This window comes from Mixta mediterraneensis (assembly GCF_030283135.1).
Lineage (GTDB): Bacteria > Pseudomonadota > Gammaproteobacteria > Enterobacterales > Enterobacteriaceae > Pantoea > Pantoea mediterraneensis.
Window position 1 is genome coordinate 1 of record NZ_JASUAZ010000119.1, and the last position, 1,652, is coordinate 1,652.

Annotated in this window: 3 protein-coding genes; 2 read left to right on the forward strand and 1 reads right to left on the reverse strand. The window is 47.5% G+C overall.

Features of this window, described 5'->3' with window-relative positions:
- Positions 1–65: 65 nt before the first annotated feature.
- The gene (locus QRY16_RS21865; RefSeq protein ID WP_289778049.1) at positions 66–326 is read right to left on the reverse strand and encodes a hypothetical protein; all 261 of its coding nucleotides are present in this window, start codon (positions 324–326) and stop codon (positions 66–68) included.
- Positions 327–573: 247 nt separating this feature from the next.
- Between QRY16_RS21865 and QRY16_RS21870 the strand changes: the two genes are divergently transcribed.
- Positions 574–1,344, forward strand: coding sequence for a DNA adenine methylase (locus QRY16_RS21870; protein ID WP_045285379.1), 771 nt, complete (start codon positions 574–576; stop codon positions 1,342–1,344).
- A gap of 57 nt (positions 1,345–1,401) precedes the next feature.
- Positions 1,402–1,652: hypothetical protein (locus QRY16_RS21875; protein ID WP_289778050.1), on the forward strand; the 251-nt coding region annotated here is incomplete at its 3' end.

Consider the following 1,652-nt stretch of genomic DNA (forward strand, 5'->3'; position numbering starts at 1 on the left):
ACTGAAAGATAAGCTGAAAAGCGGTCAACTCCAGAAGAAAACGAAAGCAACAACGCTCGAATGATTCAAAGGGGGTGGGTCAGTTTTACTTTGGCAGGGTGGGTCAGAATTCGATCGGTATTGACACCTTCGCCGTTCTCGCCACCACCATCCATTATAGGCCCCGGATTATAGAGATAGTTTCGACCATGATTTGACAAACCATCCGGGTACATCTGATTAAGGAAATCAGCTAATTCAGGCTGTTCAGGCGGGTAGTGCCCTAAAGATACGCGACAGAATGGATACAAACTATTTGCAGAATCGAGCGTGTAATACTTTTCCAACAGGGGGACATCCTTATCAAACCAGTTAAATGACGAGGCTGTATGCCGATATCCAGTAAACCGCGTTAATAGCCGCCGAACATCCCCAACCTCATTCTGACAGTGAAAGAACGACCAGCCCGGTGCTCTAACACCAGGCTGGTCATCAACCCACAGGTATGCACTGTGAGCCGACCAAGGTTCAGTCAGTCTCGCGAGACATGACTAGCCTGCCATATTTTCATTGATTGCAAAAGGCTTACGGATAATGAAAGAACAATCTTTACCTATCGTTCCATGGATTGGCGGCAAACGTCGTCTGGCTAAGCATATTCTGCCGCTGTTCCCGGCCCACACCTGCTATGTGGAGCCGTTCTGCGGGGCAGCTGCGCTCTATTTTCTCAAGACTCCCAGCAAGATCGAAGTCATTAACGATATCAACGGGGAACTGGTGAACCTCTATCGAGTGGTCAAGCATCATCTGGAAGAATTTGTCCGCCAGTTCAAATGGGCGCTGGTCAGCCGTCAGATTTACAAATGGTTGCAGGATACGCCGGAAGAAACGCTCACCGACATTCAGCGTGCAGCTCGGTTCTACTACCTGCAGAAACAAGCATTTGGAGGCAAGGTCGCGGATCACACATTCGGTACCTCTACAACCAGTGCGCCGCGCTTCAATCTGCTGCGTATTGAGGAAGAACTGTCGATGGCACACCTGCGTCTGTCGAGAACGCTGATAGAGCATCTGGACTGGCACCAGTGCATAGAGCGATATGATCGCCCGCATACGCTGTTCTACTGTGACCCACCATACTGGGGAACAGAGGGCTATGGCGTGGATTTTCCGATAGGGAACTACATCCACATGTCGGAACTGGCGCGGAACATCAAAGGGAAAATGATTATATCGGTGAACGATATCCCTGAAATGCGGCAGGCGTTCAACGGACTGAACATTCAGACAGTTGATATCAGCTACAACCTGAAGGTCACAGGTAAAGCTACGCCACGGAAAGAATTAGTGATTTGTAATTTTTAATTAAATAGAATCGTTAATAGGTCGCCGAATTTGAACCCACTTACAATGGATTATGCTATGAAATTTAAGATCGCTGTTCTGATTTCTACCTTTTTAGTCGCTGGAAATACTATGGCTGATAGCGTCATGAAAGCTGAATTTCATTCAATGCAAGAATGTCTGTCAGCTATAAAGGCAAATGGTGGCGAACCACTCAAAATCATTCAGGATAAGCCAGACATGGTGACTGGGCGATTGCCTAACGAGAAAATGTTCGCCTGCGAAAAGAAAGAGACAGGGTCTAAAGGCACTTACTTTGAAGGTTGGTT